Origin of the sequence: Cognatundibacterium curvum (assembly GCF_014284235.1) — a bacterium.
Classification (GTDB): Bacteria; Pseudomonadota; Gammaproteobacteria; order Burkholderiales; family Burkholderiaceae_D; genus Undibacterium; species Undibacterium curvum.
This window is the reverse complement of the sequence record NZ_JACOGD010000006.1, coordinates 341,773-364,912: the sequence shown is the minus strand read 5'-3', so window position 1 is coordinate 364,912 and position 23,140 is coordinate 341,773. Positions and strand designations below refer to the sequence as shown.

The 23,140-nt window shown below is 52.5% G+C and carries 21 protein-coding genes; 15 read left to right on the top strand and 6 right to left on the bottom strand.

The features are described 5' to 3' along the window. Window positions 1-559 precede the first annotated feature (559 nt). A complete protein-coding gene (locus tag H8K43_RS13465; RefSeq protein WP_186904341.1) occupies window positions 560-1,198 on the top strand; it encodes a hypothetical protein in 639 nt (212 codons plus the stop codon). A 174-nt stretch (window positions 1,199-1,372) separates the two neighbouring features. After that, window positions 1,373-2,641, top strand: a complete 1,269-nt coding sequence (locus H8K43_RS13460; RefSeq protein WP_186904312.1) for a tetratricopeptide repeat protein — start codon at window positions 1,373-1,375, stop codon at window positions 2,639-2,641. Window positions 2,642-2,876: 235 nt separating this feature from the next. Here the strand turns inward: H8K43_RS13460 and H8K43_RS13455 are convergent, their stop codons facing one another. Genes H8K43_RS13455 through H8K43_RS13445 form a run of 3 tightly spaced genes read right to left on the bottom strand, consistent with a single transcriptional unit; the run spans window position 2,877 to window position 5,577 of the window. Continuing rightward, window positions 2,877-4,457, bottom strand: coding sequence for an ammonium transporter (locus H8K43_RS13455; protein ID WP_186904311.1), 1,581 nt, complete (start codon window positions 4,455-4,457; stop codon window positions 2,877-2,879). A 21-nt stretch (window positions 4,458-4,478) separates the two neighbouring features. Beyond that, a complete protein-coding gene (locus H8K43_RS13450; RefSeq protein ID WP_162019765.1) occupies window positions 4,479-4,817 on the bottom strand; it encodes a P-II family nitrogen regulator in 339 nt (112 codons plus the stop codon). 13 nt (window positions 4,818-4,830) lie between these two features. After that, window positions 4,831-5,577, bottom strand: a complete 747-nt coding sequence (locus tag H8K43_RS13445; RefSeq protein WP_186904340.1) for a TorF family putative porin — start codon at window positions 5,575-5,577, stop codon at window positions 4,831-4,833. 514 nt (window positions 5,578-6,091) lie between these two features. Here H8K43_RS13445 and H8K43_RS13440 point away from each other — a divergent pair. From H8K43_RS13440 to H8K43_RS13420, 5 genes are all read left to right on the top strand, one after another. Further along, window positions 6,092-6,334: an accessory factor UbiK family protein gene (locus tag H8K43_RS13440; protein WP_186904310.1), complete on the top strand. Its 243-nt coding sequence runs from the start codon at window positions 6,092-6,094 to the stop codon at window positions 6,332-6,334. A 16-nt stretch (window positions 6,335-6,350) separates the two neighbouring features. After that, window positions 6,351-7,868 carry a YifB family Mg chelatase-like AAA ATPase gene (locus H8K43_RS13435; protein ID WP_186904309.1) on the top strand — a complete coding sequence of 506 codons (1,518 nt, stop codon included), beginning with the start codon at window positions 6,351-6,353 and terminating at the stop codon, window positions 7,866-7,868. A 55-nt stretch (window positions 7,869-7,923) separates the two neighbouring features. Further along, window positions 7,924-8,634 (top strand): DUF2076 family protein, encoded by a 711-nt coding sequence (locus H8K43_RS13430; protein WP_186904308.1) that lies wholly within the window; start codon window positions 7,924-7,926, stop codon window positions 8,632-8,634. 238 nt (window positions 8,635-8,872) lie between these two features. Beyond that, window positions 8,873-10,462: a DUF1800 domain-containing protein gene (locus H8K43_RS13425; protein WP_186904307.1), complete on the top strand. Its 1,590-nt coding sequence runs from the start codon at window positions 8,873-8,875 to the stop codon at window positions 10,460-10,462. Between the two features lie 16 nt (window positions 10,463-10,478). Then, window positions 10,479-11,702, top strand: coding sequence for a DUF1501 domain-containing protein (locus tag H8K43_RS13420; protein WP_186904306.1), 1,224 nt, complete (start codon window positions 10,479-10,481; stop codon window positions 11,700-11,702). Between the two features lie 48 nt (window positions 11,703-11,750). On the opposite strand, the gene H8K43_RS13415 is transcribed toward H8K43_RS13420, so the two are convergent. Beyond that, window positions 11,751-13,940 (bottom strand): PAS domain S-box protein, encoded by a 2,190-nt coding sequence (locus tag H8K43_RS13415; RefSeq protein WP_186904305.1) that lies wholly within the window; start codon window positions 13,938-13,940, stop codon window positions 11,751-11,753. A gap of 389 nt (window positions 13,941-14,329) precedes the next feature. Between H8K43_RS13415 and H8K43_RS13410 the strand changes: the two genes are divergently transcribed. Continuing rightward, entirely contained in the window at window positions 14,330-14,617 is a 288-nt protein-coding gene (locus H8K43_RS13410; protein WP_186904304.1) for a DUF1161 domain-containing protein, read from the top strand. On the opposite strand, the gene H8K43_RS13405 is transcribed toward H8K43_RS13410, so the two are convergent. Both H8K43_RS13405 and H8K43_RS13400 read right to left on the bottom strand, forming a co-directional pair. After that, window positions 14,601-15,104 carry a GNAT family N-acetyltransferase gene (locus H8K43_RS13405; protein ID WP_186904303.1) on the bottom strand — a complete coding sequence of 168 codons (504 nt, stop codon included), beginning with the start codon at window positions 15,102-15,104 and terminating at the stop codon, window positions 14,601-14,603. The two genes, H8K43_RS13410 and H8K43_RS13405, sit on opposite strands and share 17 nt — an antisense overlap. 10 nt (window positions 15,105-15,114) lie before the next feature. Beyond that, entirely contained in the window at window positions 15,115-15,489 is a 375-nt protein-coding gene (locus H8K43_RS13400; RefSeq protein WP_186904302.1) for a hypothetical protein, read from the bottom strand. 222 nt (window positions 15,490-15,711) lie between these two features. Here H8K43_RS13400 and H8K43_RS13395 point away from each other — a divergent pair, with 222 nt between their 5' ends. From H8K43_RS13395 to H8K43_RS13365, 7 genes are all read left to right on the top strand, one after another. Continuing rightward, window positions 15,712-16,644, top strand: a complete 933-nt coding sequence (locus H8K43_RS13395) for a DMT family transporter (protein WP_186904301.1) — start codon at window positions 15,712-15,714, stop codon at window positions 16,642-16,644. A 14-nt stretch (window positions 16,645-16,658) separates the two neighbouring features. Further along, window positions 16,659-17,186, top strand: a complete 528-nt coding sequence (locus H8K43_RS13390; protein ID WP_186904300.1) for a hypothetical protein — start codon at window positions 16,659-16,661, stop codon at window positions 17,184-17,186. Between the two features lie 125 nt (window positions 17,187-17,311). After that, window positions 17,312-17,656, top strand: coding sequence for a DUF1840 domain-containing protein (locus H8K43_RS13385; RefSeq protein ID WP_186904299.1), 345 nt, complete (start codon window positions 17,312-17,314; stop codon window positions 17,654-17,656). A 4-nt stretch (window positions 17,657-17,660) separates the two neighbouring features. Then, window positions 17,661-18,530: an alpha/beta hydrolase gene (locus tag H8K43_RS13380; RefSeq protein ID WP_186904298.1), complete on the top strand. Its 870-nt coding sequence runs from the start codon at window positions 17,661-17,663 to the stop codon at window positions 18,528-18,530. 177 nt (window positions 18,531-18,707) lie between these two features. After that, complete coding sequence (gene rsmB, locus H8K43_RS13375; protein WP_186904297.1) at window positions 18,708-20,105, top strand: 16S rRNA (cytosine(967)-C(5))-methyltransferase RsmB; 1,398 nt, start codon at window positions 18,708-18,710, stop codon at window positions 20,103-20,105. A gap of 54 nt (window positions 20,106-20,159) precedes the next feature. Further along, window positions 20,160-20,747 carry a DUF4390 domain-containing protein gene (locus H8K43_RS13370; protein ID WP_186904296.1) on the top strand — a complete coding sequence of 196 codons (588 nt, stop codon included), beginning with the start codon at window positions 20,160-20,162 and terminating at the stop codon, window positions 20,745-20,747. Beyond that, entirely contained in the window at window positions 20,744-23,089 is a 2,346-nt protein-coding gene (locus H8K43_RS13365) for a sensor histidine kinase (protein WP_186904295.1), read from the top strand. The genes H8K43_RS13370 and H8K43_RS13365 overlap by 4 nt, the downstream gene beginning before the upstream one ends. Window positions 23,090-23,140 lie beyond the last annotated feature (51 nt).

Sequence of the window (23,140 nt, the reverse complement as noted above, 5' to 3'; positions counted from 1 at the left end):
GTCACCGCCGGACCGGAAATGCTGAGCGCACGCGGGTGGTGGAAGCGTTGGGGCATGATGGGGCTCCTGGATGGGAAACAGAAATGAATGCCTGTCATTAAGCGACAATTGCTAATTGTCAATAAATCAATGACTTTTGTATATTAATTGAGTTTCTAAGCTGGCTGCACAGCGCTGCGCGCTAACTGACAATTGTTTGCATTCAATGCAATATCTTGGACTTTGATGCACAACTGCATTTCATCTAAGCTGAAACAGTAACAAAATCGTCAACACATATTAATGAGGACTTACGCAAAATTGTCCCGGCAAGGCTTGGCGACGCAGGCAGTACGAGTTGTACGACAAGGAGCCATAAAGCCGCTGGGGCGGTTTTGCGTAAGTCCTGTCATTGTTGACCTCGAGCAAGCATGAATAGTCCCGGTGGCATTATTTGGCAATACTCAAAAAATAGTCATTTAGATAAAGTTATCTCAGCTAGACTAAGCTCCTTATTGAAGCCTAAGGCATGCATTCAGGCGCTTACGGCCTGGACTAAGTCATCGTAAAGGATAAGCCCGTGCAAGTTTTTCCATCGCAATTTGAGCCGCGTTTCCCGGCGCAGCGCCAGTTGCCAGCCCTGTTACTGGTGCTGGCAATCCATATGGTGTTTTGGCAGGCGTGGCAACATCAGCGCCAGCAGCATCAAACTGAAGCCCAGACGGTGCGGTATCTGGATTTGTTTCAGGTAACGCCAGCGAAACCCGCAACCAATACTGTCAAAGAAGCGCTTCCACCCAGCAAGGTACCCAGAACAACACCTGCGATCCGGAGTAAGCCCGTGAACAAATCTCAGGCCCTCACTGAACCCACTACTGACGCTAAGGCTGAAACCCGCCCGGCTTTTCCGCTTATCACTGAGACTGAACCCGTACCAGCCCAAAGCCATGCTGAAACCAGTAGCACCAGTAATAGCAGCAGCCCAGGCATCGATCAGTTGCGTAAGAGTGGACTACAAATCGATAAAGAAATACAAAAAAGCACGATAGCCCAGATTCAGGCCAGCCATTTGCGCATAGACACGCTGGAGACTGAATTGGCGAAAGGTACGAAAAAAGCCGAGCGCAAGGATTGCCGTAAAGCCTTTGCCGGACTCGGCTTACTGGGACTGGTCCCGCTGGCAGCCAGTACGGTGACGGATTTGGGTTGCAAATGGTAAGCAAGATAAGTTATTTCCGTCTTTGCAAGTCTGCGTTTTGCCGTAACCCTGCCGGAAAGCCTCAGTTATAATGCGCGCTTCGGCCTCAGCACTGTCAACAGACCCTGGTGACTGCGCGTTATGCAGCGCAGAGCCGTAACGATACGGTCATCCAACTTTTTTAGCGGATCATTCATGAAAAAAACGTCTTTCCTGTTCGCTGCAATGTTAGTTGCAGCAATCGGCTCTGGTTTCAATCCTGTCAGCATTTCCAGTGTTCATGCACGTGCGGACGAATCCGCGGAAAAGCCAAAAAACACAGTCCGTAAAGAATTCGGCGTAGCACTGCCAGACATACAAAAATTGTTAGACGATAAGCAATATCCACAAGCGATGGAAAAAATCGCTGCACTGGAAGCAATGGATAAAAAAACGCCTTACGAGGAATTCGCGCTGCACCGTATGCGTGCCATCGTTGCTTCCAGCACCAACAACACACCCTTGCTGGCGGCATCGTTTTCCGCCATGATCAACTCTGAATTCCTGAAAGACAATGAAAAACTGCGTCTGATGGAAGGTCTGGCGGGCACCTTTTACAACGAGAAAAAATACGATGAAGCGATACAATGGGCCAATCGTATGCTGGAAAAAGATCCGGCGAATCTGCAAACCCATAATCTGATCGCCAAAGCCTATTATCTGAAACAGGATTACCAGGCTTCGATCAAAAAGATCAATGAAATCCTGGCACTGGACGATGCAGCGAAACGCGCACCCACCGAAGAAAGCCTGCGTCTGCTGGCCAGCTGCTATCAACATTTGAAAGACAACGCCGGTTACACGACTGTACTGGAACGCATGGTGGCGCATTACCCGACGCGCGAATACTGGGGCGACATGATATACCGCACCGAACACAAAGCCGGTTTCTCTGACCGTCTGCGTCTGGATCTGTATCGCCTGATGCTGGCGACTGGCAATATGGATGATGCAGGTCAGTATGTAGAAATGGCTGAGCTGGCATTGCTGGCGGGTTTGCCAGCAGAAGCAAAAACCGCGATGGATGCAGGCTATGCAGCAAATCTGCTGGGCGTTGGTAAAGAAGGTGTCAAGCATAAGCAATTACGTGACCGCGTCAATAAGCAGGCATCGGAAGATCTCAAGACGCTGGATGCAGGTGAAGCCTCTGCGAAAACCGCAAAAACCGGTACCGGTCTGGTCAACATTGGTTACAACTATGTGATCAATGGTCAGGCTGAAAAAGGCATACCGCTGATGGAACAAGGTATCGCCAAAGGTGGCCTGAAGTCGGTCGATGAAGCCAAACTGCATCTGGGTATGGCTTATCTGAAATCAGGTAATCGCGACAAAGCAAAGGAATTATTCCAATCACTGCAAGGCAATGATGGCGCAGCAGATATAGGCCGGCTGTGGCTGTTGGTACGTCCGCTGGCTGACAAGTAATTACATCCGGCATCAATGAAAACCAGACCTGCGGGTCTGGTTTTTTTTACCCTGTCGGATGAACGTCAACTGGCTGAAGTATCTGCCACTTATCAGCAGGTATGCCGGGAATGAGGGTTCGATGACATACAAAAATCACGAAAAAAAGGTGGTTCTGCTATCGCAAAACCACCTGTGAATTCAGCACTGTGCGCTCTATACACGTACTGAGGATACTACTTGCACTTCACTCCGGTCAGGAATGATAAGCCGACTCGCCGTGGCTGGTGATATCCAGACCTTCGCGTTCCTCATCTTCAGGAACACGCAGTCCAATCACAAGATCAACCAACTTGTAGGCAATCACTGAGACCACGGCAGACCAGATGATGGTGACACCAACTGCGGTAGCCTGGGTGGTAACCTGAGCGAAAATCGAGTAAGGATCTGCCGACATTTTATTCGTCACGTAGTCGAAGATACCCTGGCCACCGAGCGATGGTGCGGCAAACACACCCGTGAGCAGAGCACCCAAAATACCGCCTACACCATGTACACCAAATACATCGAGCGAGTCATCAGCACCGATCAGGCGTTTCAGGCCATTCACGCCCCACAGACAAACCACACCAGCGATCAGACCGATCATCAATGCGCCCATAGGACCGACATAACCGCAAGCTGGCGTAATCGCGACCAGACCAGCCACCGCACCGGATGCACCACCCAGCATCGATGGCTTACCTTTGGACATCCATTCACCAAATACCCAGGATACAGTCGCTGCAGCCGTTGCCAGCAAAGTATTCACGAATGCCAGTGCTGCCACATCGCCTGCTTCCAGTGCAGAGCCGGCATTGAAACCGAACCAGCCCACCCACAGCAAGGAAGCACCAATCATCGTCATCGTCAGCGAGTGAGGCGCCATCGCTTCTCTGCCATAGCCTACCCGTTTGCCTATCATGATCGCACCGACCAGACCGGCTATCGCGGCATTGATATGCACTACCGTACCGCCAGCGAAATCGAGTGCACCTTTTTGCCACAGATAACCGGCTTTGGCAGTTTCAGTTGCCAGTGTGGCCGCATCTTTGATCGCATCCGGCCCCGTCCAGAACCAGACCATATGCGCTATCGGCAGGTAGCTGAAGGTGAACCAGATCACGACAAATGCCAGCACTGCAGAAAACTTGGCACGTTCAGCAAATGCACCGATGATCAGGCCGCAAGTGATGGCTGCGAAAGTTGCCTGGAATGCGACATACACAAACTCAGGAATTACAACGCCCTTGCTGAATGTGGCAGCAGTGGTGAAGCTGGCTTTAGCCGGGTCCCAAATTCCTTTAAGGAAGACGCGGTCAAAGGAGCCGATGAAATTGCCGCCTTCGGTAAATGCCAGTGAATAGCCGTAGATACACCATAAGACGATGATTACAGCAAAAATCATGAACACCTGCATCAGCACAGACAGCATGTTTTTGGTGCGTACCAGGCCACCATAAAACAGCGCCAGGCCTGGCAGAGTCATCAGAATGACCAGCAAGGTAGCAACCAGCATCCAGGCTGTATCCCCTTTGTTGGGAACTGCAGCAGGTGCGGCAGCGGCAGAAGCAGGTGCCGCCTCAGCAACCGGCGCGCTGGCTGGTGCAGTGACGACAGTTGCGGCCGGTGCTGCGCCAGTGGATGCGGCAGCGCTGTCTGGCGCCGCTGCAGGAGCGGATGCAGGCTCAGCCACCACCACCGCTGGTTTCACATCATCTGCCATCACCAGCTGACTGCTGCCAGCACCCAGCAATAAGGCACTGGCCAGTATTACGCTTTTTAAAATCCGTTTCATATCAAGTCCTCGCTTCGCGTATCAAAGGGCGTCATTGCCGGTTTCACCGGTACGGATACGCACTACTTGTTGCAGGTCGTAGACGAAAATTTTGCCATCGCCGATTTTTCCGGTACGTGCCGCACCTTCAATCGCTTCTATTGCACGGTCAACGATCGCATCGTCCACGGCAGCCTCGATCTTAGTCTTAGGCAGGAAATCCACTACATACTCGGCGCCGCGGTACAACTCGGTATGGCCTTTCTGACGGCCGAAGCCTTTGACTTCGGTCACGGTAATACCCTGCACGCCCATTTCGGACAGTGCTTCACGGACTTCATCCAGTTTGAAGGGTTTAATAATCGCGGTAATGAGTTTCATACTATCCTCGGATTCAGAAGGTTTTGACTGCAGTCAGTACCAGGGTGGTTTTGCCTGTAAATTTGCCGGATGGTGTGACATAAACGGTTTTGTCTGCATTGGTACCCAAAGCAGCCAGGCTGAAAGTCACACCAAAAAATTCTTTGCTGACGCCGACTTTCCAGTCGCTGTAAGAAGCAGCCGAGTTATTTTTCACGATCTGACGACCCGCATGCAGGTTCAGGGTATAGCCGTCTTTGAGTTCAAGATTGGCACCCAGGTCCAGGTAGCCACTGTTTTTGCTATTAACGAAACCGAACAGATTAGTCACTGCATGGGAATATTTCGCATACACTGGGCCAGTCCCGATCTGACCGTAGATTTCCGTAGTGTTTGCATTTGCAAATCCAGCCACCTTATCCAGACCATTAGATGGATAAACATAAGTCAGCACACCGACGTCGTAGCTGACATCCTTCGTGATTTCGCCTTTTTTACCAGCGTAAATATCCCACTCAACATCACCACCACCGCCGGCATCTTTAGTCCATTTAATGGTCGATAGCCAGGTTCCGGCATAAAAGCCGCTAGGATTGTGAGTGTAGTCAGCACCACCCTGCAGCGCAGGATCCAGACGTGATTGCGAAATCGCACGATAGCGGTATTCGCTGGCGACACCGACATTAAAACTGACTTCATGTTCCGGCTTAGCGTCTTCTGCTAAAGCAAATCCACTGACAAACGTAGTGGCAACTGCAGCGGCGAGTACTAATTTTTTCATCATGCTTCTCCTGATATGTATGTCTAACATTGAGATTGAATAAAAAACTAAAACTGAACTCACTTCGTGAACCACCGGTAGACATAGCCGGAAGATCATTCGCGGCTCTGTTAGAAATGAAGTTTGAAATCGAGAGTTACCGGCTTATTAGCAGGAGTCGTGCCAGCAGCCCGCCGGGTATGAAAATTATGCACTTTGTGCGTCTGCAACCTGACCTGCGAGCGACACCCGATTTCGCTCCAATCATTGACGCGTATAAACATCTGAACAGTGCATTAGGCACTCCCTGCGCTTTGGAGTATGATTTCTCTTTCGACAAAATCAGCAAACACAAAGACACGGACAGGCTCAAAAATCTGCACCAATTTGACGCGCATTCTCTGACTGCAACTACAGCATAGGATTTACGCACCAGTTATGTGCAATTTTTTTTTGTGGTCCGCAAGCTGCTATCGCATGTGGTGGTTTGCCGGGTCAGCTGGTATGGTCGGCCCCTTCAGGTATGGAGCTCAAGATGGATAAGCAAAATTTTTTAAATGACATACAGGCTAAATTCAGCGCTGCACTGGAAAACTCCCCCGCTAAAGACTTGGAAAAAAACGTCAAAGCGATGATGACTCAAGGCTTTTCCAAACTGGATCTGGTCACACGTGAGGAGTTCGACATTCAGGCACAGGTATTAGCCAAGACCCGTGCGCGCCTGGAAGCACTGGAAGCACGTGTAACTGCGCTGGAAGCGCAACTGAGTCAGAAGTAATTCAGCCTGTAGCGCTATGTCGCTGGCCGTTCTGAAAAGCCGGGCATTGAACGGCATGGATGCACCTCAGGTCACAGTTGAAGTGCACCTGGCTAACGGCTTACCGGCCTTCACCATCGTGGGGCTACCGGAAACGGAAGTCAAAGAATCCAAAGACCGGGTCCGCGCTGCCTTACAAAATGCGCGCTTTGATTTTCCGGCACAAAGAATCACGGTCAATCTGGCACCGGCCGATTTACCCAAAGAGTCAGGCCGTTTCGATCTGCCGATTGCACTCGGCATACTCGCGGCCTCAGGCCAGATTCCAGCCGATGCGCTGGACGGCTATGAATTTGCCGGTGAATTATCCCTGTCCGGCGAACTGCGTCCTATCCGTGGCGCACTCGCCATGACCTTCGCGATTTGTCAGAGTCATCACGCGACGCAAGCTGCCTTTATCCTGCCGCAAGCCAATGCCGCCGAAGCCGCACTGGTCAGCGATGCCGCCATTTATCCGGCCCGCTCACTGCTCGATGTTTGTGCTCACTTCGCCGCAGTCAGTGAAGACAGCAAGCTAAGTCGTTATCGACCAGACTTACAGGCGGTACGTCCTGCCTACCCGGATTTTTCTGATGTCAAAGGCCAGCTACCCGCCAAACGCGCACTGGAAGTCGCCGCTGCGGGCGCTCATTCGGTGCTGATGCTGGGCCCGCCCGGTACCGGTAAATCCATGCTGGCTGCCCGTTTCCCAGGCATTCTGCCCGGTATGACCGATCAGGAGGCGCTGGAATCGGCGGCGGTGCAATCCCTGACCTCCGGCTTTTCCATAGAGCGCTGGAAAGCACGCCCATTTCGCTCACCACACCATACCGCCTCAGCGGTGGCCCTGGTCGGCGGAGGCAGCACACCGCGACCAGGTGAAATTTCACTGGCCCATCGGGGCGTGCTGTTTCTGGATGAATTGCCTGAATTTGACCGCAAGGTATTAGAAGTCCTGCGTGAGCCTATGGAGTCAGGACGCATTCATATTTCACGCGCCGCGCGTCAGGCAGAATTTCCGGCGGCGTTTCAACTGATCGCCGCGATGAATCCCTGTCCCTGCGGCTATCTGGGTCATCCGAACGGTAAATGTCGCTGCTCCCCGGATCTGATCGCGCGCTATCAAGGTAAGATTTCCGGCCCGCTGGCAGACCGTATTGATGTACAGATTCAAGTTGGGGCACTGCCCCAGGCAGATTTAACCCGTCAGGCCGATGGCGAATCCAGTAGCGCCATTCATGCACGGGTGGAAGCGGCGTTTGCACGTCAATTGCAGCGCCAGGGCTATGCCAATAGCTTACTCAATACCCGTGCCATCGACACCTATTGCCGTACTGACCAGCGCGGCGAAGCACTGCTGCAGCAAGCCATGCAAAAGTTCAGCTGGTCAGCCCGCGCCTACCACCGCGTGCTCAAACTGGCACGCACCATCGCTGATCTGGCTGACAGTGAGCTGATACAGCCGCCGCATATCGCCGAAGCCATACAATACCGGCGCGCGCTGGCCGAGCATTGAAATCAGCGCAGACATGACCAGATAGGGGAAGTACTGTCTTCCTCAGGAGTCCATCATGTCCCCACAAGAAACCCAGGTATTACAGAATTTTCTGGAGCAGTTAGTTCAGGTCAGCGCTGTGAATCCCGACCCGCAGGCACAAACCCTGATACAGCAGGCGGTCAGCAAACAGCCGCATGCCAGTTATCTGCTGGTGCAGCGTGCATTGCTGCTGGAACAGGCGCTGGCAGACGCTAACAGCCAGATCGCCGCATTACAAGCGGATATACGTGAACAAAAAGCACTCAATCAATTGAATCAACAGACCAATAGCCAGACATCACCGCGTTTTCTGGATGCGGGCAATACAGGCTGGGGCAATAGCGCAGTGACGCGCCCGGCAGCGACATCTCCATTGGCAGCAAGCACCTATCCGGCTACGACGCCTTCCACTCCGGCCTGGAATCCCGCACCGGCAGCGGGTTCCGGCCTGTTCGGCCAGTCTGGCTCCATGCTGGGCACGGTCGCAGCAACGGCAGCAGGCGTGGCAGCCGGCGCCTTTTTGTATCAGGGTATCAGTCACATGATGGGCAGCCCGGCACAACAAGGGCTGGCTTCCGCCCCATCCGGTGCCGCCAGCCTGAGCAATAACGATGGCGGACTACAGCCCGGCTATTTTGATCAGAATCAGCCGCTCAGTTCACCACTCGAGAGTCTGGATCAGGACAGTGTACAGGCGCTGGATGACAGCGCAGGTTTAGACAGCAGTGACATGGATCTGATCTGAAGATACCCGCAGCTCAGTCCGGCCCCGCACAGGAATCCCATTCCGGCGGGGCTTTTTCTTTTTTTGGGCAGCCACACATAGTCAGGCGCAGGCAGACGATACAAAGCGTAACATAGGCATACATTTCTTTAGCGAACTACTTTTAAAATCAGTCATCCAATACGGATTGGATTCGTTGTATGCTCACGGGCAACCATACCTATCTAGTGTCTGACGTACCTGAAGAAAAAGAGAGCTCATGTTTACCGCAACAAGACTGCAAAAAATTCTCAGCATCAGCGTTATCTGTGGGCTGAGTGCATGTACCGGACTGAACTCCTCCCGCCCGGAACACAGCCGTCCCGTCCTGCCGCCGCCATCCAATACCTTGACCAAAGCGGGTGTAACGCCTGAAGCCTTACTGAACCGCATTACCTGGGGCAGTAACTTCAGCACCAAACAACAAGTACAGGCTGTCGGATTGGATCGCTATCTGGACCAGCAACTGCGTGGTCAGACCAGTGTGGTGCCGCCAACGATACAGAATCAGATCAATGCACTGACGATTTCTCAGAACTCATTTGAAAGTCTGGTGCGGCAAATGGAGGCAAAACGTATCGCCTCCGAACAGCAAAAGGGCACTGACGACACTTTGCGTAAAGAGTATCAGCAAGAGATGAACCGGCTCGCCAAAGAAGCTGCCAGCCGCTCGCTGCTACGACAGATTTACGCCAGTAATCAACTGCATGAACAAATGAGCTGGTTCTGGATGAACCATTTCAACATGCACAATAGCAAACACAATCTGCGTGTCATGATAGGTGATTTTGAAGAGCATGCGATACGTCCGTATGCACTCGGTAATTTCCGCGATTTATTGCGCGCCACAGTGTTTCATCCGGCCATGCTGCGCTATCTGGACAATGAATATAACGCTGTCAATCGTATTAACGAAAACTATGCGCGTGAGCTGATGGAGTTACATACCATGGGCGTCAATGGCGGTTATAGCCAGCGCGATGTGCAGGAGCTGGCGCGGGTACTGACCGGCGTTGGGGTCAATCTGAGTAACGACGCGCCGAAAATTAAGCATGAAATCAGCCATTTATATATAAGACGCGGTTTGTTTGAGTTCAATCCGCAGCGTCACGACTTTGGCGATAAACAACTGCTGGGCAGCACGATCAAAGGCAGGGGCCTGAAAGAAGTGGATGAAGTGCTGGACCTGCTGGTCAGACAACCGGCGACTGCGCATTTCATCAGTCAAAAACTAGCTAATTTCTTTGTCTCTGACCAGCCTTCGGAGGTCCTGGTCAACGCGATGGCGCAAAGCTTCCTGAACAGCGATGGCGATATTGCCTTCACCTTGCGCACCTTATTTGACTCGCCGGAATTTATCGCTTCGCTGGGTAAGAAATTCAAGGACCCGCTGCATTACGTCGTGTCCTATGTCAGGCTGGCCTATGATGGTTCTGCCATTACCAATACTTCACCGTTGCTGAACTGGCTCAATACCATGGGTCAGCCATTTAATGGCCGCCAGACACCGGATGGCTATCAAATGACGGCCAGTGCCTGGGCCAGTCCGGGCCAGATGAGTACCCGTTTTGAAATCGCCCGCCTGCTGGCGAATGGCAGCCCGAATCTGTTTAAACCTGAAAAAACCGAGAGTAACGCTGCGGTTCTGGCACCGGCCAGTATTCCATCAGCCAACCTAGCCAGCTCTGCCTACCTGAAAAATTGGGTAAAAAGCGCCAGTCCACGCACACAGGAAGCGCTGGCTAAATCTGGCTCTCCGACAGAGTGGAATCTGTTCTTCCTGTCTTCACCAGAAATGATGCATCGTTAATTGTAAGGAATCCACTATGCAACGCCGTCAATTTTTGAGCGCCATCGCTGCGCTGTCCGGTGCCAGTGGCCTGAGCTGGAGCAGTCAGGTAATGGCAGGTGCCGCCAACGCAAGTTCACAAGCGCGTTTTCTGCTGGTTTTTCTGCGCGGTGGCTATGATGCGAGTCATTTCCTGATCCCGCACAGCAGTCAGTTTTATTATGATTCCAGGCCAAATATCGCGATCGCCCGCCCTGGTAGTCAGCCTGACAGCGGCTTATTGCTCAATAGCGAATGGGCGCTGCATCCGGCCTTACGCGAAAGTCTGTACCCGATGTTTCAACAGGGTGAAGCCAGTTTCATTCCATTTGCCGGAACCGATGATTTGTCGCGCAGCCACTTTGAAACCCAGGACAGTATAGAGATGGGACAAGCCTTGCAAGGCAGTCGTGATTTCCATTCCGGTTTTCTGAACCGGCTGTCGACCGTATTACAAGGCAGTCAGGGCGTCGCCAGCATGGCATTTACCGATCAATTACCGATTATTTTACAGGGGGCGACCAGTACCACCAATCTGGCCCTGAAGAACCCGTCGAAAACCAGTGTTGATGAGCGCCAGCGTGCCATCATCAGCGAAATGTATGGAGACAGCGGGCTCGGTGCTCAGGTCAACACCGGTTTTCAGACCCGCGCCGACGTGATCAAAGAGCTGCAGGAAGAAATGAATTCAGCCAACAGAAATGCGATCACAACGAAAGGATTTGCGCTGGAGGCACAGCGGATTGCCAAATTGATGCGCGAAAAATATGCCTTAGGTTTCGTCGATGTCGGTGGCTGGGATACCCACGTAGATCAGGGAGGGGCGAGAGGCACGCTGGCTGGAAAATTTGAAGAGCTGGGTCGTGGTCTGCAAAGCTATCGCGAGGAAATGGGCAGCCAGTGGAAAAACACCACGGTGGTCGTCATCAGTGAATTTGGCCGCACCTTCCGTGAAAATGGCAAACGCGGTACCGATCATGGCCATGGCACGGTGTACTGGGTGCTCGGTGGTGGCCTGAATCGCAACCAGGGTCAGGGTCGTATCGCGGGTGAGCAAATCATACCGGCACCGGGTAAATTATTTCAGAACCGCGACTATCCGGTACTGAATGAATACCGGGCGGTATTCGGCGGTCTGTTTGCACGTATGTACGGTTTAAACAGCAAACAGCTCGATACTGTGTTTGCGGGAGTGAAAAGCAAAGACCTCAGCATCCTTTGAGTTCTGCGCAATGCACGCCTGACTGTCTCACGTCAGGTATGCTTTGCGCTACGCTTTTACCGTTGTGGTCTGCAAGGGCAGATCGATGTAAAAATGCGCACCGCCGCCTTGTTCAGGGCTGGCATTATAAAAGCCGATGTCACCATCCATGTAATGCACGATGACTTTCGAGATTGCCAGCCCCAGACCGGTACCGCCCTTAGAGCGTGTGTCGGAAGAATCGGCCTGTGAAAATTTTTCAAATATGCGGTCACGGAAATTCTCAGGTACCCCCTCCCCCTGATCGGCCACTACGATACGCACCCGATTCGCAGCAATCATTTGCGTCATGACACGGACTTGTCCACGGTCCGGTGAATATTTACAGGCATTAGAAATCAGATTCGCCATGACTTGCTGGAAGCGTCCGGCATCGACCCGTAATAACATCGCCCCCAACACGCTCAAATCTTGCTCAGCAGACTCATCCAGCAACAGCGAAACGCCGAGACTGGCCGCCATGCTTTGATTCTGTTGTATAGCATTGTCCAGTAACTGACGCAGCGGGAAAGAAGCGAATTCAAAATCCATTTTTCCGGCTTCAATTTTTTGTACATCGAGCAGATCATTGATCAGCCGGGTCAGGCTTTCGCTATTCTTTTGAGCAATCTGGATCAGACTGCGCATTTTCTCCGGCACAAAGCCGATCGCCCCGCCACCGATCAGTCCCAGCGCACCGCGTATCGAGGTCAGCGGCGTGCGTAACTCATGACTCACGGTAGATATAAACTCAGCCTTCATGCGCTCTATCTTGCGCCGTTCTGAAATGTCGCGCACGATGATGATCAGCTTGCGTTCGCCAGCAAGCTGATAGGCACTGATAGATAACTCGGCCGGAAAAGGTGTGCCATCCTTACGTACCCGCTCTGTTTCCAGGCGCGCTTTACCAGTCAGTTGGAAACTTTGCTGTGATAAGGCGAGTTCCAGTAAATCCTGCTTACCTGGGGGTGCAAACAGCTGGCTGTTTTTACCTATCACCTCTTGCGCACTGTAACCATAAATCGCTTCTGCCACCGGATTGACCGCCTCGACCTGGCCCTTATGATCGATCATCACAATGCCGTCGGCTGCATTTTCGAATATCGCGGCGAGACGATCTGAAGATACTTTCAGTGCAGTTTGCTGTTCAGTCAGATTCTCCAGCAAAGTGGTTTGATTTTGATTAATCACATCAGCTTCACGTTTTAAGGCGGTCATAACCTGCATATCGCGTTCACGCTGCAGAAATAACTGGATCAAAATACGGAATGCGGCAATCACCGCTGCAATCGCGCCTGCTGTGACGATGGCAATTGCCATGCTGATTTTGCGCCAGTCTGCCAGATAGAATTCTTCATCCACAGAAAAATTCAGAATCAGCGGATATTTATCCAGGGTCTTAATCGCCGTCATACGTGTCGTGCTCCTGGCCGGATCTGCGCTGGGTACCGGCTCAGTGATAAATATGCCGGAACGTTTTTCCTGCTCATGTACGCGTTGATACATACTCCCGTCCTGCACATTGCGCTGGCCTATTACCACATTGTTTTCCGGCCAGCGCGCCAGATAGGTCAGGTCTTCGCGTAACAGGGAAATCGAGGCACTGCCATTAACGCTGAGTTTTTCATACATTTGCGCATAAAAATTCGGCGATAAACCCACAATCACGACACCGATGAACTCACCGTCGCTGCCAGTCAGGCGATGACTCAGAAAAAACAGCCATTCGCCAGTCGCTTTACTGCGCACAGGATTGCTCAGATAGATCCCTACTGACGGGCTGTCACGCTGCACTTCAAAATAATCACGATCTGCCAGATTGTATTTAGGTGCAGGGTACATTCTTGAGCTACTGACGACATTGCCATTCACATCCACGACTGAAATCACTTCTATGGCAGGGAAAAAAGCAACTTTCTCGCTCAGCACCTGATGAAAATCTTCGGTACTCAACTGCTTAGTCAGATACTCGGCACTGACACTCCAGCGATCCTGAATGCGTTCGGCCACACTGGAGATTGCCGTGTAGGCGAAGTCCATCTGCTGGCTGGTGTTTTCCGCCAATACCAGACTGAAGGTTTCCGCCTGTTTCTCCCATTTATGAATTTCCTGCAACCTTAAGGTCCAGATAAATGCACTGGCGGCCAGCAAGATAGCCAACACCAGGCAGAATCCAAATGCCCGTGCAATGCGACTGGTACGTACTCCTGCAGGTTTCATGATGTAATTTCGAGACAGGTCAGATCAATAGTGTTGCTTATCAACATATTTCCTGATTGCACTTTATATAAATTTTGTGAAATGATAGGGCATTACTGGCAGAGGTTTCTATGTTAATTGCAATTAATTCCCGTTGGAAACATTTATTTCCTGCCAGCGTTAACCTGCATGCAAGTCCGGCGTCCTCGGCATGATGTCTGACAGTCTGAACAATGGTGTTTTCATGATCGGCAAAAAAATAAAGGAAAGTCAGGCAAGATAACTGTAAGCCAGTCTTCGCGCTGAATAACGCATTTTTGAACGGTGTGTCGCAAATTCACCAATTTCAATAAGCAACAATTTCTACCTGGCAACAAGTAAGCATCCATCACCTATGAGGAGAACGCTGTATGAAACATGCAATGATCAAGACTGGTCTGTTACTCGGTATGCTGCTGTCATTCGCACCGGCCCACGCGGCCAAACTGGCCTGCGATGCGATCATAGAAAAAATCAATACCAAGCTCGATGGCAAAGGCGTACACGACTACACCCTCAAGGTGATCAGTAAAAATACAGAAACGAAACATAGAGTGGTGGGCGTGTGCGAGGGTGGTAGTCAGAAGGTGATCTATATCCGAAAAAAAACGGCCAAAAAGAATGATGCGGCTGACGCAGAGCCTAAGGCAGGTGCCTGAGGCAGTAATAGGCGGAACCGGAGTAGGTAGCTAGCAAAGCCTCTTGCTCCGGCGTCAGCATAGTTTCTTGCTCGAAACCAAAACGCTGCCAGAAGGAAAGTGTGTTTTGTACTGATACCAGACACAATGCAGCATAACTGCGCTGCCTGGCCAGCTGGGTCGCTGCCTCAAATAAACGCGCGGCCACCCCTTGCCCTGCCAAACGTGGCGCCACTGCCATATCATGCAAATACAATGCATTGGCCGCAGAAGCCGGTGCAAAGTCTGCCCCCAAAGGCGAGATTTTTCCGGTCACCGACGGATAGCCAGCCAGATAAGCACCGACACCTGCCTCATCTTCGGCAACCCATGCGGTATCCGGTGCCACTTGCAAACGTTCAAGTAACAGAGATTGCGGTTCTACCATAGCCGCGACATAGACTTGCGCCTGCACTGCGTAAACGGCAGACACATCATCAACACGCATCGCGCGTATACTGATTGGCATAACTAAAAACTTATTTTTTTGATTTGGCGGAGGCCGAGGCGGAAGCAGAAGCTGACGCTGAACTTTCTTCCTCGCTGTGTTCTGCTTTGGGCGGAGGCGGCTCGTTCGGTGCGATTTCGGGTTTGACGTTCTCTATTTTGTTTTCGCGCATATAGTCGTTCATTTCTTTCCAGCCTGCGTAGACCGCTGCTCTTGCCGCATCTGGATTGAGCGCATAACAATCTTCAATCGCACGGCCAGCATGGCGACAGGCGCTGCCGGTCGCCTTGGCATCAGATTCTTTTTGCGCCGCTTCCTTGGCCGGATCAGCCAGACCAAGGCGATCGCAAGCAGTGGTCAACAACAAGAGTGCTGCAGCAATAGCGAGAGAAGAACGAAGCGACATAACTCCACCAGAATAAAATGAGCAGAAGTCCTGACCGGGCTCCAGCGAAAAGGTTTGCCATCCTGCACAATAGTGACCAGGATGTAAATTCGGGTTTATGATACCCCAGTGTAGCCAAGCTTAGGCAATCCTTATCATGCGTTTAAACATGCAAAACCCTTTCTGTTCGGCGCTTACCCCTATTTCTGCTTTTTATCTGTCTATGCCAATCACGGCGCATTCATGCTGAGCGGGATCTTAGCCGCGCTGAGTGCAGGCATAGTGTGGGGCCTGGTGTTTGTCACTCCCCTGATCTTGCCGGATTACACTGGCATACAATTATCATTTGGCCGTTACCTGGCCTTCGGTCTGATAGCCTTGCTACCGGCCTGGCTGGACAGACCTCAGATGCGCAAGCTCACACGCGCAGACTGGCTATGCGCATTCCGGCTGGCACTGGTGGGTAATCTGATTTACTACGCGGCATTGGCCAGTGCGATACAACTGGCTGGTGCGCCCCTACCCACGCTGATTATCGGCACCTTGCCAGTCGTGATTGCGATCTGTGCTAAATTATTTGCGACTGAAGAGGACCATCACATCGCCTGGCGCCATTTAGTGTTGCCACTGGGGCTGATCGCCAGCGGACTGGCGCTGGTCAACAGCGCAGAGCTTGCCCAGCTCCATCCCGGACAATGGCGCAGCTATTGGCAAGGCGCATTACTGGCCTGTATCGCGCTGGCCGCTTGGACCTGGTACCCGCTGCAAAACAGTCGCTATCTGCAACAACATACGCATATTTCAGCCAGCACCTGGGCCAGCGCCCAGGGCCTGGCCACACTGCCCCTGGCTGCAGCCGGCATGCTGGTCTATGTTCTGTTACAGGACTCCAGCCTCCCCATTTACGCGCGGCTGACCGGGCCAGAGCCCTTAAGCTATCTGGGCCTGATGCTGGTACTCGGTTTTTTCGCCTCCTGGCTCGGCACCCTGCTATGGAATTACGCCAGTCAGCAATTACCACGCGGCCTGAGTGGACAGCTCATCGTGTTTGAAACACTGGCTGCACTGACCTACGCCTATTGCTGGCGTCAGGAATGGCCCGCACCCGCCATCCTGCTTGGGATCGCCCTGCTGGTCTTAGGTATCATGGCAGCCTTAAAACGTTTTCAATCCTGAATGAGGTGGAAGCTGTGTATAACTACGTTTTTTCAAGATGCGCAAAATACGCCTGGCTGGCATCCCTGAGCCTGCTGCTGTGCGCGTGTAGCCCACGCTTTGACTGGCGCGAGGTCACAGGCAGCGAGCAGCCTTATCAAGTCTTAATGCCAGCCAAACCAGCATCGATGTCCAGAGTGGTCCAATTGGCAGGACAACAGTTAAGCATGCACATGTTGGCGGCGGAAGCCGGGCAGATCAGCTTTGCCGTTGGCAGTGTGCAGGTAGCAGACCCCGGACAAGCCGGACTGGTTGCCAAAGCGATGCGCGAAGGCATGCTGGCAAATCTGCGTGCTAAACCCGAACAAATACAAACGCTGGCTAACGGTAACATCATCGCCAGCGGCAGCAGTCCGCAAGGCCAGCCCTTAAAAATGGCAGCGCGCTTCATCATTGATGGCAAATGGGTGTATCAACTCGTGGCCATCGGGCCGGAACAGGCTTTACAGGACGAAGTGGCAGACAATTTTTTGCAATCTTTTAAAGTGAATAAATCGAAATGAACCTTTCAGGTACAGAATTCGGATTATGATAGAAGTGCCTGCAATTTATGTTCTGCAGGCAATTCTGTGTCATGGTAAGTAGCACAGAATGAAACGATTCCATCCCAAATCAAGGAGAACCGACCATGCTGATCACATTCAAATCAAAAGCGGCAAGCGAGATCACCATGTACAAAGAGCATGCCAAACGCATACTCGAAATCCTGCAAAAAGATGTGGAACGCGGCGTAATTACGCCAGCTGAGCTGCCGCATGCGATAGAAAAAATTGAAGCCGCCGTCGCCGACAGCAAAGCCCATCCGATTTCCGATGAAGTCAGCCGCGATGTGAATGCCCACCATAACGCCAACGGTGATGACAATGATCACGAAAAGCCTGAACCTGTGACCTTTGCCACCCGGGTCTATCCGGTACTCGAAATGCTGCACGCCGCCAATAAAATGCAGCGAGAGGTGATGTGGGGAGTGTGAGCGCATGAGCGCCCATATCGAACCAACCCGGGAATGGGAATACATCAGCACTGATGGTATTCCCTTATTCGTCAGGGACTGGCCGGGCCCGTCTGCAGGCAGCGCGCAGGATCAGGGCGTACTGATTTTGCATGGCATTGGTGAACACTGCGGACGGTATGCGCATCTGGCGCGTTTTTTCAACCGGCTGGGCTTCAGCGTCAGAACCTATGATCATCGAGGCCATGGTCAATCCGGCGGACGCCGCGGTGACGTACCCGACAGCCAGCGCATCTTGCACGATGCACAGGCTGTGTTGCAGGAATTCCGCAGCCATCTGGGCAGCGATCCGCTGCTGTTTGGCCACAGCATGGGAGGACTGTTCGCGGCCCGGCTGGCGACCGGCAATCTGGTCAAGATACGCGCGCTGATCCTGTCCTCACCGGCGCTGGCGATACGGATGAACCGGGCGCAACAGTTATTGGCTGCGGTCGCACTCAGGCTGTTTCCGGGAGTGCCGGTACCTAACGGCTTGCACACCCGTTATCTGAGCCATGATGCTGAGGTAGTACGTGCCTATGAAAACGACCGTCTGGTTCACGGTGGCATCAGTGCGCGGCTGCTACATTGCATGCTGGACGCCATGCAAGCCAGTCATACGCAGGCGGCCAGCCTGACTATCCCGGTATTACTGCAATTTGCCGGCGATGATCACCTGGTTGATCCGGCAGGAAGTCTGCGCTTTGCCAGTCAGTTACCCGCCAGCTTGTTGACCATGCATCAGTATGCGGGCTTGTATCATGAAATTTACAATGAACTCGATGCCAGCACGGTGTTTGATGACCTGCGCAGCTGGCTGGAGCAACAACAAATCACCCCGATTGTGGCTGACTGAACCCTGCATGCTGCGCTGTCGCTGATGTGCTGAACAACACCATAACAGCCCCGCTTCAGCGCAATACCAGACCGATTTCCGTCAACAGAACTGAATCTGTCATAGCGGTACTACGATGCTCACTGTTACACTAGGGGCTGTTTACATCATGCCAGAAACCGGTATTCACCTATATATATGCAAGATCAACCAAGAAAAACCCTGACCAGACCCAGCCGCCCTGCGAGCGCCAAACCCTCGGAAACCAGCATACCACTGCTGGACATCAAACCGGATTCACTGGCTTTCAGCCTGGCCGGTGCGGCTCAGGCCGTTGCCTATGTGCTGGAAGGTACCGCACTGCCGCAGGCCCTCAGCAAGGTATTTGCGCAAACCGATGCACAGCCTCAGGCACGCGGAGCGATTCAGGATATTTCTTACCGTACCATGCGTAAGGTCGGAAAAGTCGATGCGCTGCTCAAGGCCATGACCAATAAAACACCGGAACCTGCTTTGCTGTACGGCTTGTTATGCTGCGCACTGACTTTGTTGGTGCGCAATGAAGGCGAAGAAGCACCTTACGAAGATTTTGTGGTGGTTGATCAGGCGGTCAATGCGGCCAGCTCGAACTCGCACATGGTGTTTGCCAAGGGCATGGTCAATGCGGTACTGCGCCGTTATCTGCGTGAAAAAGACGAATTACTCAAACTGGTCAGCAAGCAACCGGCGGCTGTCTGGAATTATCCGCAGTGGTGGGTCGATCAGACTAAGGCCGCCTGGCCACAAGACTGGCAGACGATACTCAACGCTGGCAATGTCGCACCACCGATGACGCTACGCGTGAATCAACGTCAGACCAGCCCGCAAGCCTATCTGGCCCTGCTGGCAGAACACGGTATCGCCGCCAGTCAGATTGGCCCGGTCGCGATCAAACTCAAAAAACCGATGCCGGTTCAACTGATACCCGGCTTTGAAGATGGCATGGTCTCGGTACAGGATGCCGCAGCACAGCTGGCGGCCCCTTTACTCGACATCGCGCCCGGCATGCGGGTATTGGATGCCTGTGCGGCACCCGGCGGCAAAACCGGGCACTTGCTGGAACTGGCAGATATCGACTTACTGGCGCTGGATGTCGATCCGGTGCGGATAGAAAAAATCCATAATAATCTTGCCCGTCTGAAATTATTCGGCGCCATTAAAGATGGTGATGCGAGTCGCTCCGGCTGGTGGGGCAGAAAGCCATTCGACCGCATCCTGGCCGATGTGCCGTGTACCGCATCCGGCGTGGTCAGGCGTCATCCTGACAGCCGCTGGTTACGCCGCAAAACTGATACTGCGCAACTGGCTGCCTTATCCACCCGTATTTTGGATAATCTGTGGCGCATGCTGGCACCAGGCGGAAAAATGCTGATGGTAACCTGCTCGGTCTGGCCCGCAGAATCTGAATTGCAGGCCGCCGCATTTGCAGAACGTCATGGCGCGATCCGTCTTGCTGCGCCAGGTCAGTTATTGCCTAGTCTGGGTAATCCGTCCGATCCTGACAACGAACATGACGGATTATTCTATGCCTTGTTCCAAAAGCCCATGCAAAACTGACGAGCTGCTCTGCTTCAAGTTATTATTCAGTTCCACAATTTTTTTTCACTTTGCATGCTCCTGAGTCTGAAAGATAAGTTAAACCGTTTGCTGCTGACATGCGTGTTAGCGCTGACGGCTATACTCATCTGCCCACAGACCCGGGCAGCGGAAGTGGAAATTACCTCGGCACGGATAGAAACTTCAGACGAAGGCTATAAGCTGTCGGCCAGCTTTGCATTCGAACTCAGTCATGGACTAGTCGATGCGATTTCCAAGGAAATTCCAATTTCATTCACCACCGAGGTGGAACTGACCCGGCCACGCTGGTATTGGTTCGATGAAAAAACCATACGTGCCGTGCAAACCGTACGTATAGGTTATAACCCCTGGACCCGGCAATACACCGCCAGCATCAACAATGGCTTGCAGCAAAGCTTTCCCACACTGGAAGAAGCGATGGCGCTGGTACTGCGGCCACGGCGCTGGGTGGTAGCGGACAAGGGTACGCTGACCAATGGTGCAGTCTACAACGTGGCAGTCAAACTGAAACTCGATCTCAGTTATCTGCCTAAGACCTTCCTGATTACCTCAATTAATAACAGCGACTGGCGCTTCTCCTCGGATTGGAAACGCTTTACTTTCAAGGCTGAAGACAAGTGACACGATTTTTGCGGTATGCCTTAATCATAGGCGGGGCTCTGATGAGTATCCTGCTTTTTTTACTGACCACCGCATCGGAAAATTCCGCGCGTTTTGAACAGTATTATGGCTGGTTACTGGCATCCAATGCGGTCGTCGCTTTGGCGCTGCTGGCTTTGATTGTCGCCTTGTTGTGGCGATTGTTCAGTCGTTTCCGCAGCCGTGAATTCGGCTCACGCCTGATGACCAGACTGGTGTTATTGTTTGCGCTGGTCGGTATTTTGCCAGGCTCGGTGATCTACATGGTTTCCGTCACCTTTGTGTCGCGCTCGATTGAATCCTGGTTCGACGTCAAAGTCGAATCTGCACTCGACTCCGGAAAAAATCTGGGTCTGAGCGCGATGGATTTCCTGCTGGCGGATCTGCAATCCAAAGCGCGCGACATGGCCAGCGAATTATCCACACCGTCCGAGACACCGCTCAGTATCCATCTGTCACGCCTGCGTGAACGCGCTCAGGTACAGGAAGCCACCATCGTCAACAGCCGTGGCCGCGTAGTGACCAGTGCGACCCAGAATGTCGCCAGTCTGGTGCCGGAATTACCGACCGCTGACATGATACGACAAGCCAGAAACAGCCGTATGTATGCGGCGATAGACGAAAAAATTCTGGCTAGCGAGAGTGGTGATAAGAACGAAACCAATGGTGCGAAACGGCCTATCCTGGCACAGGAACCGGCCAAAACACTACGCACCCGGGTCGTGATCCAGCTACAAAACAGTGACATGGCCTTGTCCATGAATCGGGATACTTACTTCCTGCAACTGATACAAGCTGTCCCGGAAAATATCGCACGCCATGCTGAAGCCTTGCGCAACGCCACCAGTGAATATCAGGTACGCTCACTTGGCCGTAACAGTCTGAAGACGATGTATATTTTCACGCTGACCTTGACGCTGCTGCTGGCAATTTTTGCAGCGATCACCAGTGCCTTCCTGATTTCCGGTGAATTGGCGCGCCCTTTGCTGTTACTGGCGGAAGGTACCAAAGCAGTCACCGAAGGGAATTTCTCACCGCGTCCTATCGTCGCCAGTTCTGATGAACTGGGCAGCCTGACTCAGTCATTTAACACCATGACGCGCCAGTTATTCGACGCCAGATCAGCTGTGGAAAAAAACCGTGCTGAACTGGAAAACGCGAAAGCTTATCTGGAATCCGTACTCGCCAATATGTCGGCGGGGGTGATGGTGCTCGATCAGTCCGGCAAGCTGGTGACTTGTAATGAATCGGTAGAGCGCATCTTGCAGCGTCCGCTGGAAAGCGAAATCGGCAAGCCATTCGCCGACATCCTTGGCATGCAGACGTTTGCCGATGCGATTGATAAAGCATTCTCGGAACAACATGCACAAACTGCGGCTGGTGGCGATCAGCAGGAACAACACTGGCAACAGCAGATAGAAGTACCGCGTCCGGATGCAGACCCTGAGCAGGAAACAGCTGCCGATGCGATGCCTGATCAGCAAAAACAAAGCATTACCCTGCTGGCGCGTGGTTCGCATTTACCGGTTGGTGCCGGCGAAGGCTATGTCATCGTGTTCGATGACATCAGCAATATCATTTCTGCCCAGCGCTCTATCGCCTGGGGTGAAGTGGCACGCCGCTTGGCGCATGAAATCAAAAATCCGCTCACACCTATCCAGTTATCGGCCGAACGTCTGCAAATGAAATTGCAGGATAAACTCAACGAAGCTGACGCCGCGATACTCAATAAGAGCACCACAACCATCGTCAATCAGGTCAGTTCGATGAAGCGCATGGTCGATGATTTCCGTGATTACGCCAGAACACCGCCCGCCGTCCTGGCACAGCTGGATCTGGGAAATCTGATCGATGAAGTGGTGCATCTGTATCTGGCTGGCGATGGACGCGATATCATCCGTCTGCAGCTCGCACCGGACCTGCCTAAAATCATGGGCGATGCAACTCAGCTGCGTCAGGTCATACATAATCTGCTGCAGAATGCGCAGGATGCTGTGACGGATCAGCCTGATCCCGGTTATCCGCCGCGCATCGATGTGATCACAGAACTGGTCCGTTATGCAGGCAAAGGCAATGATATGCAATCCGCCGTCAAACTCTCTATCATCGATAATGGGCCTGGATTCTCCAGCAAAATTCTGGCGCGTGCGTTTGAACCTTATGCCACCTCCAAACCACGCGGTACCGGTTTAGGACTGCCTATGGTGAAAAAAATTATCGATGAACATGGTGGCCGAATAGATATTCAAAATCGTAGCGATACAAACGGTGCAAAAGTAGCGATTTTGCTGTTAAAGTTAGCACCGGATACAAATGCAGTATAAAAAAGCGTGCAGGTCTTCACCTGACATTTCCAGCAGAGAAATGCAGGTATA

Coding starts and splice junctions, on each gene's coding strand:
- H8K43_RS13460 (WP_186904312.1), top strand. CDS start 1,373: ATGAAAAAAACGTCTTTCCTGTTCGCTGCAATGTTAGTTGCAGCAATC.
- H8K43_RS13455 (WP_186904311.1), bottom strand. CDS start 4,457: ATGAAACGGATTTTAAAAAGCGTAATACTGGCCAGTGCCTTATTGCTG.
- H8K43_RS13450 (WP_162019765.1), bottom strand. CDS start 4,817: ATGAAACTCATTACCGCGATTATTAAACCCTTCAAACTGGATGAAGTC.
- H8K43_RS13445 (WP_186904340.1), bottom strand. CDS start 5,577: ATGAAAAAATTAGTACTCGCCGCTGCAGTTGCCACTACGTTTGTCAGT.
- H8K43_RS13440 (WP_186904310.1), top strand. CDS start 6,092: ATGGATAAGCAAAATTTTTTAAATGACATACAGGCTAAATTCAGCGCT.
- H8K43_RS13435 (WP_186904309.1), top strand. CDS start 6,351: ATGTCGCTGGCCGTTCTGAAAAGCCGGGCATTGAACGGCATGGATGCA.
- H8K43_RS13430 (WP_186904308.1), top strand. CDS start 7,924: ATGTCCCCACAAGAAACCCAGGTATTACAGAATTTTCTGGAGCAGTTA.
- H8K43_RS13425 (WP_186904307.1), top strand. CDS start 8,873: ATGTTTACCGCAACAAGACTGCAAAAAATTCTCAGCATCAGCGTTATC.
- H8K43_RS13420 (WP_186904306.1), top strand. CDS start 10,479: ATGCAACGCCGTCAATTTTTGAGCGCCATCGCTGCGCTGTCCGGTGCC.
- H8K43_RS13415 (WP_186904305.1), bottom strand. CDS start 13,940: ATGAAACCTGCAGGAGTACGTACCAGTCGCATTGCACGGGCATTTGGA.
- H8K43_RS13410 (WP_186904304.1), top strand. CDS start 14,330: ATGAAACATGCAATGATCAAGACTGGTCTGTTACTCGGTATGCTGCTG.
- H8K43_RS13405 (WP_186904303.1), bottom strand. CDS start 15,104: ATGCCAATCAGTATACGCGCGATGCGTGTTGATGATGTGTCTGCCGTT.
- H8K43_RS13400 (WP_186904302.1), bottom strand. CDS start 15,489: ATGTCGCTTCGTTCTTCTCTCGCTATTGCTGCAGCACTCTTGTTGTTG.
- H8K43_RS13395 (WP_186904301.1), top strand. CDS start 15,712: ATGCTGAGCGGGATCTTAGCCGCGCTGAGTGCAGGCATAGTGTGGGGC.
- H8K43_RS13385 (WP_186904299.1), top strand. CDS start 17,312: ATGCTGATCACATTCAAATCAAAAGCGGCAAGCGAGATCACCATGTAC.
- H8K43_RS13380 (WP_186904298.1), top strand. CDS start 17,661: ATGAGCGCCCATATCGAACCAACCCGGGAATGGGAATACATCAGCACT.
- rsmB (WP_186904297.1), top strand. CDS start 18,708: ATGCAAGATCAACCAAGAAAAACCCTGACCAGACCCAGCCGCCCTGCG.
- H8K43_RS13370 (WP_186904296.1), top strand. CDS start 20,160: ATGCTCCTGAGTCTGAAAGATAAGTTAAACCGTTTGCTGCTGACATGC.